At 75.1% G+C, this 7,384-nt stretch carries 3 protein-coding genes; all 3 read left to right on the top strand.

Annotation, left to right across the window (positions count from 1 at the left end; all coding sequences use genetic code 11):
• Nucleotides 1-5,342, top strand: a 5,342-nt coding sequence (locus AO501_RS40110) for a hypothetical protein (RefSeq protein WP_055577400.1), incomplete at its 5' end; no start/stop codon positions are given.
• Nucleotides 5,343-5,402: 60 nt separating this feature from the next.
• Nucleotides 5,403-6,476, top strand: a complete 1,074-nt coding sequence (locus AO501_RS08990) for a D-alanine--D-alanine ligase family protein (protein WP_055577401.1) — start codon at nt 5,403-5,405, stop codon at nt 6,474-6,476.
• Between the two features lie 222 nt (nt 6,477-6,698).
• Nucleotides 6,699-7,384, top strand: a 686-nt coding sequence (locus AO501_RS08995; RefSeq protein WP_156452420.1) for a PE family protein, incomplete at its 3' end; no start/stop codon positions are given.

The raw sequence follows: 7,384 nt of genomic DNA on the forward strand, positions 1-7,384 counted from the left end.
GTGGCGCCGGCGGTAAGGGCGGAAACTTCGGCAACGGTGGCGCTGGTGGCGCCGGTGGAGACGGGGCGGCCGGCGCTGCGGGCGTCAACCCGACACCAGTCGCCCCAGCGGCCAATGGCGACAACGGCACCGGCTATCCGGGGTTGTTCAACTCAGCAACGGCGGGCACGAACGGGGCCAGCGGCGCGGCGGCCGGCCAGGCCGGCGGCAACGGTGGTAACGGCGGTGCATATGTGAGCACCAACGGGGCCGGCGTCGGGGCGGCCGCCGGGGACGGCGGCAACGGAGGACTCGGCGCCCCCGGCGGTAACGGTGGTAATGGCGGTGCTGGTGGTTCGCTGGCGTTGGGCCAGGCCACCGGAGTCAACGGCGGTGCCGGCGGCCGCGGCGGTGACGGCGTAGCCGGTCAGACCGGCGGCGCCGGTGGTGCCGGCGGGGCCGGCGGCGAAGGCGGTTCGATCCGCGGCAGCGGCGGTGCCGGGGGCGCCGGCGGCAAGGGCGGGGCCGGCGGCGCCGGGGCCTCGGGCGAGACCGGTGGTACCGGCGGCGCCGGAGGTAGCGCGAACTCCACGGACTTCCCCGTCCACACCCAGGTCGGTCCCTCGACCGGCGGTGACGGCGGGGTCGGCGGTGCCGGTGGCACCGGCGGGGCGGGCGGCACCGGTGGCAAAGGTGGCGCCGGCGGCGTCGGCGGTGTTCACCACGGCACCGGATTCAGCGACGGCACGCACGGGATCGGCGGCGACGGCGGCACCGGCGGGACCGCCGGGGCCGGTGGCGCCGGTGGCGTCGGCGGGGCCGGAGGCGACGCGGCCACCGCCGGAAAGGGCGGCACCGGCGGGCACGGCGGAGATGCCGGCGCAGTCGGTCTCGGCGGAGAGGGTGGCAACAGTGGTGGCGGTGCCACCGGCGCCAAGGGCCTCGCGGGCCAGCTCCCCGACGGAACCTCCGGTCATGGCGGGAAGGGTGGTGCCGGCGGCAACGCCACCGCGGCGCCCACCGGCCAGCCGCCGGGAGCCGGCGGAACCGGCGGGGCCGGTGGTGACGGCGGCAACCTGGGCAACGGCGGACAAGGCGGTACCGGTGGCACGGGTGCGAACGGCGTCCGCGGAAGCGACGGCCTCAACCCCGGCGACTCCGGAACCGCCGGTGAGACCGGCGGCGCCGGCGGCGCCGGCGGCAAGGGCGGCCTCGGCGGGGCGATCCGGGGTGACGGCGGCACCGGCGGGCTCGGCGGCCACGGCGGCACCGGTGGTGACGGCGGGGACGGGGTCAACGGCGCTTCGGGAACCGCACTCGGCCAAGCCGGCCAAGCCGGCGGTAATGGCGGCAGCGGAGGAACCGGCGGGGCCGGCGGGGCCGGCGGAAACGCCGGCGGCGTCGCCGCCGGCGGGTCAGGCACCGCGGGCGTCAACGGCACCGGCGGCACGGGCGGCACCGGTGGCGCTGCCGGCAAGCCCGGTGACGGAGGTAACGGCCAGGTCGGCGGGTTCGGCCATGCGGAGGGTGGCCGCGGTGGTGACGGCGGTAATCCCGGCAACGTGGGTGCCGGTGGCGCCGGCGGTGGCGTGGGCACCGGCGGGACCGGCGGCGGCAAAGGTACCAGCGGCCTTGACGGCGCTGCGGTCACCAGCGGTGGCAACGGCGGCGACGGCGGTCTGGGCGGATACGCCGCTGGTCCGCAGGGTATGGGTGGCGATGGCGGTGCCGGCGGCAACGGCGGGTCCGTCGGTAACGGCGGCAAAGGCGGCGACGGTGGCAAAGGCCTCGACGGCTCCTACGGGCAGAGCGGCGGGACGGGCGGTGCCGGCACCGCCGGCACCGACGGCGCCCAAGGCGGCAAAGGCGGAGTCGGTGGCAACGGCGGTTCGATCTCAGGTAACGGCGGCGCCGGCGGCGCCGGGGGAGCCGGTGGCGCGGGCGGCGGTGGCGGCGGTGGCGGCACCGGTGAGTCGGACACCACGTTCCCCTTCACCAACTCCGGCGGCCCGGGTGGGGCGGGCGGCGGCGGAGGTAACGCCGGGGCCGGCGGCGCCGGCGGCGCCGGCGGACAGGCCCTGGGGTCAGGAAACGGCGGGGCCGGTGGCGCCGGCGGAGCCGGGGGCATGGGTGGCAGCGGCGGATCCGGCGGCGACGGAGGCGCGGCCGGGGAATTTGCGATTGGCGCCTCAGGCGGTGCGGGCGGTACCGGCGGCAGTGCGGGCAAAGGCGGAGCCGGCGGCCTGGGCGGCGACGGCGGTGCGGCCCACGGATCCGGCACAGGAGGTCTCGGCGGTAACGGTGGATTGGGCGGCTTCGGCGGGAACGCGGGCAATGGCGGCGCCGGTGGCCCTGAGGGCGGCAGCACCCAGGGAGGCAACGGTGGCGCAGGCGGTGCGGCGGGCGACGCGGGCGCCGGCGGCGGTGGCGGCCGCGGCGGCGATTCCGCTAAGGGTCTGGCCGGCGACGGCGGCAACGGCAGCGGCGGCGGCATAACCGGGCTTGCCGGCGCCGGTGGCGCCGGTGGCGCCGACGGAGGAGCCCCGGGGGCCACCGGTAAGGGCGGTACCGGCGGAGCCGGAGGCGCCGGTGGCGATGGCGGAGACGGAAACCCGGCGGCCGGGCCGTCCGGCAACGGCGGCGCCGGCGGGAACGGCGGATACGGCACTAACGGCGGCGGCAAGGGCGGCGCAGGCGGGGACGGCGGCGCAGTCGGCAGCGGCGGCAAAGGCGGGGACGGCGGCTTCGGCGTTCGTTCCGACGGCGCCGACGGTGGTGCCGGTGGCAATGGCGGTGCGATATCCGGCAACGGCGGCGATGGTGGCACCGGCGGCGGCGGTGCCAACGGCGGCGACGGTGGAGCAGGCGGCATCGCCGGCCCGCAATCGGGCAACGGCGGCAACGGCGGCGCGGGCGCCTACGGCTTCGGCGTGGCCGGAGCCAACGGCGGCGACGGCGGCGCCGGCGGCAGGGCAGGGCTGTACGGCAACGGCGGCAACGGCGGTGACGGCGGAGCGGCCCTCGACGGAGCCAACGGCGCCGCAGGCGAGCCGTTCAGCAATCCGGGCCAGGTCGGCACGGCCGGCGGCAATGGCGGCAACGGCGGGGCCGGCGGAGAGGGCGGTCTGGTCTCCGGAAGCGGCGGCGACGGCGGCAGGGGCGGCGATGGTGGTAACGGCGGTAGCGGCGGGGCCGGTGGACCCGGTAAGCCGGCCGGCTTCCTCAGCTCTGGCACCGACGGCGGTCCCGGCGCCAGCGGCGCGGTGGGCGGTAACGGCGGGACCGGCGGCGCGGGCGGTGCAGGTCACGGGACAGGCAACGGTGGCGCCGGCGGGGCCGGAGGCATTGGCGGGCTGGGCGGCAACGGCGGTAGCGGCGGTGTCGGCGGCAACGGCACAGGCTTCCTCAGCGTGGACAACGGCCACGGCGGACCCGCCGGAAATGGCGCCAACGGCGGGGCCGGCGGCGCCGGCGGCGCGGGTGGCGCGGCCGACGGATCAGGCGATGGTGGTGCCGGCGGTGCCGCCGGTGCCGCGGGTTCCGGCGGTAACGGCGGTGTCGGTGGCGACGCCGGCGACGGATATGGGCCTCCCGCGGTCGGCGGAGGGATGGGCGGGGCCGCCGGTAACGGCGGCAACAGCGCCGTTGGCGGTGCCGGCGGCAGCGCCACCAATGGCTCCGGGGGCGCGGGCGGTGCCGGTGGTGCCGGCGGCGGTGGTGGTAATGGCGGTAATGGCGGACGCGGTGGGTACTACGACGGGGGATCCGGCGGCTCTGCCGGGGACGGCGGTAACGGCGGTCATGGCGGCACCGCCAGCGCGGGCGGTGCCGGCGGTGCCGGCGGCGACTCGGTCTCAGGATCCGGCGGTGCCGGCGGCGCCGGCGCCGGTGGCGGCCTCGGCGGTAATGGTGGCTTCGGCGGTGCCGGTGGCCAATCCGTAGTCGGGAGTAAAGGTGGCGGCGGCGCCAATGGCGGTGCCGGCGGCGCCGGGGGCTCCGGCGGTGCCGGCGGCAGCGGCGTCATTGGCGGTGCGGGCGGTGCCGGCGGCGCGGGTTCGGCAGGCGGCGCCGGCGGCGGTGGGGGCATCGGCGGCAACAACTACGCGACAGAATCAGTTGCCGGTTTTGGCGGCAATGCCGGCAATGGCGGCGTCGGCGGTGGCGGCGGCTCGGGCGGAGCCGGTGGTTTTGGCATCACGCATGGGGGCGCCGGCGGTGCCGGCGGATCGGCATCGAAGGGTGGCGCCGGTGGTAACGGCGGCAGCGGCGGCCAGAACTTCAGCGCGGGCACCATCTCCCTCGGCGGTGATGGCGGCATCGGTGGCAACGCCGGCAACGCCGGCAACGGCGGCAGCGGCGGCACCGGCGGAGACTCCGCCGTCGGTGCTGCTGGTAACGGCGGGAACGGCGGCGAAGGCGGCGTGGGCGGCGCTAATGGCCACGGCGGTAGTGGCAGGGATGGCGGAAATACGGGTGCCCCAGGTAAGTCGGGCATCGGTGGTGACGGCGGTGCCGGCGGTGCCGGCGGCAATGGTGCGGCATCGGCCGCCCCGTCCGGTAGCGGCGGTGACGGCGGTGCGGGCGGTGCCGGCGGCACCGGCGGAGCCGATGGCGGTGGTGGCGGTGCCGGCGGTGATGGCGGGTCATTCGGAAACGGCGGAAACGGCGGGGCTGGTGGATTCGGCTCGGCCGGTGCTACCGGCACACACGGCCCCGACGCATACGGTTACGCCGGCTACGGAGGGTTCAACGGCGGGAATGGCGGCGCCGGCGGAGCCGGAGGCGCCGGCGGATCGGTATCCGGCGACGGGGGTGCCGGTGGGCTCGGCGGTGGCGGCGGCAATGGCGGTGATGGCGGGGGCGGCGGCAACGGCGCCAGTGACTTCCAAGGCGGCATCATCAGGAACGGCGGAGCAGGCGGCGCCGGCGGCATCGGGGGCAACGGTGGTGTCGGCGGCGCCGGCGGAGATGCCCTCGGCGCCGGTACCGGCGGTGCCGGCGGCGTCGGCGGCGATGCGGGCAAGGGCGGGTCCGGCGGGGCCGGCGGTCTCGGTGGTTCGCTGCCGTCCAGCGCCGCCGGCGGTAACGGAGGCAACGCGGGCAACGGCGGAACCGGCGGAACCGGCGGTAACGGCGGCGACTCCGCGTCCGAGAAGGCCGGCGACGGCGGCAACGGTGGCGCCGGTGCGGTGGCCGGTTCACGGGGCACCGGCGGTACCGGCAACCCAGATTATTCGGGCCCCAACGGAAGCCCCGGTCTGGTCGGCGTCGGTGGTTCCGGCGGCGGCGGTGGTTCTGGCGGCACCGGCGATTCACCCGCCAACGACGGCGCCGACGGTCTCCCCGGACCCGATGCCCCGTGACCGCCGGCCGGGTCGCCAAAAACGGCCTCCGGATCGCCGACCCGGTAGCCTCTCCAGGTTGTGACTGCCAGCAACCGCGTCCGCGTTGCCGTCGTATTCGGCGGGCGCAGCAATGAGCACGCCATCTCGTGCGTGTCGGCGGGCAGCATCCTACGCAACCTGGACCCGCAGCGGTTCGACGTCGTCGCGATCGGTATCACGCCGGAAGGCTCCTGGGTGCTCACCGACGGCGACCCCGCCGCACTGTCGATCAACAACCGTCAACTGCCCGGGGTCAGTGCGGAGTCCGGCACCGAACTCGCCCTGCCAGCCAGCCCCCGGTCGGAGATTCTGGGCGCAGTCGACGTCGTGTTCCCGGTGCTGCACGGACCATACGGCGAGGACGGCACGATCCAGGGACTGCTCGAACTCGCCGGTGTCCCGTATGTCGGCGCCGGGGTGCTGGCCAGCGCCGCCGGCATGGACAAGGAGTTCACCAAGAAACTGCTCGCCGCCGAGGGACTCCCGGTCGGCGCCTACACGGTCCTGCGGCCGTCACAATCGACGCTGCACCCCGAGGAACGCGAACGGCTGGGCCTGCCGGTGTTCGTCAAGCCGGCACGGGGCGGCTCGTCGATCGGCGTCAGCCGGGTGGCCAGCTGGGACGATCTGCCCGCCGCAATCGCCGCCGCCCGCAGCCATGACCCGAAGGTCATCGTCGAAGCGGCGATCAACGGCCGCGAGCTGGAATGCGGTGTTCTCGAAATGCCCGACGGCACAATCGAAGCCAGCACGCTGGGGGAGATCCGGGTGGCCGGGGTGCGCGGACGCGAAGACGGCTTCTACGACTTCGAGACCAAGTACCTCGACGACGCAGCCGAATTGGACGTGCCCGCCAAGGTTGCCGACGACATCGCGGATACGTTGCGCCAGTTGGCGATTCGCGCGTTCGAGGCCATCGGCTGCCAGGGCCTGGCCCGGGTGGACTTCTTCCTCACCGACCACGGGCCCGTCATCAACGAGATCAACACCATGCCCGGGTTCACCACCATCTCGATGTACCCGCGGATGTGGGCGGCCAGCGGGGTGGACTACCCGACGCTGCTGGCCACCATGGTGGACACCGCCCTGGCCCGCGGCGTCGGTTTGCGGTAGTACCCCGCCGGCAGCGGTCGGCAGCCGATCGGCACCGCCGCAACGGTGGCATCGGGCACCCGGACGGATCCGGACGTCCGGACGCGTCAATTTTGTTGTGCAAAAAGCGATTTGGCATGGTGTGCGGGCGGGGTCTTCAGGGTCCGCTCATCGAACAACCGGGCTGTCTATGTTCTGGCCAATTCGCCGCTCGTCTATTACAGGAAACTTTGCTGGGAGTTGATGATCGTGTCTTCTTTTGTGGTTGTGGCACCGGAGTTCTTGTCGGCGGCGCTCTCGGACTTGGGTGTAGTCGGGTCTGGGGTCAGCGCTGCCGGGTCGGCGGCAGCGATATCGACGACGGGACTGGTGGCGGCTGCTGGCGATGAGGTGTCTGCGGCGATCGCGGAACTATTCGGCGCGTTGGGCCGCGACTATCAGGCGGTCAGTGCCCAGGCAGCGGTCTTCCACGCGGATTTTATGAGGTCGCTGGCGGCGGCGGCGAGCGCTTACGGAGATGCGGAAGCGGCCGGTGTGTGGTCGCTGGAATCGTTGGGGCAACAGGCTTTTGGGGCGATCAATGCACCGACGGACTTGTTATTGGGTCGGCCGCTGATCGGTCCCGGCGCCGATGGAGCGGCAGGCTCGGGGGCCGCCGGTGGCGCCGGTGGACTTTTGTTCGGGCGGGGCGGTAACGGCGGGTCCGGGGCAGCGGGGCAGGCAGGTGGTGCCGGCGGTGCCGCCGGCTTGTTCGGTTCCGGCGGTAACGGCGGCGCCGGCGGGGCCGGTGCGTCCGGCGGCGCCGGCGGCACCGGGGGCTGGTTGTCCGGCAACGGGGGTGCCGGCGGCATGGGTGGGATCGGTGCTTCCGGTGGCGCCGGGGGGAATGCGTTGTTGGTCGGTTCTGGTGGTGCTGGCGGCATGGGCGG

This window comes from Mycobacterium gordonae (genome assembly GCF_001417955.2).
In the GTDB taxonomy this organism is placed as follows: domain Bacteria; phylum Actinomycetota; class Actinomycetes; order Mycobacteriales; family Mycobacteriaceae; genus Mycobacterium; species Mycobacterium gordonae_B.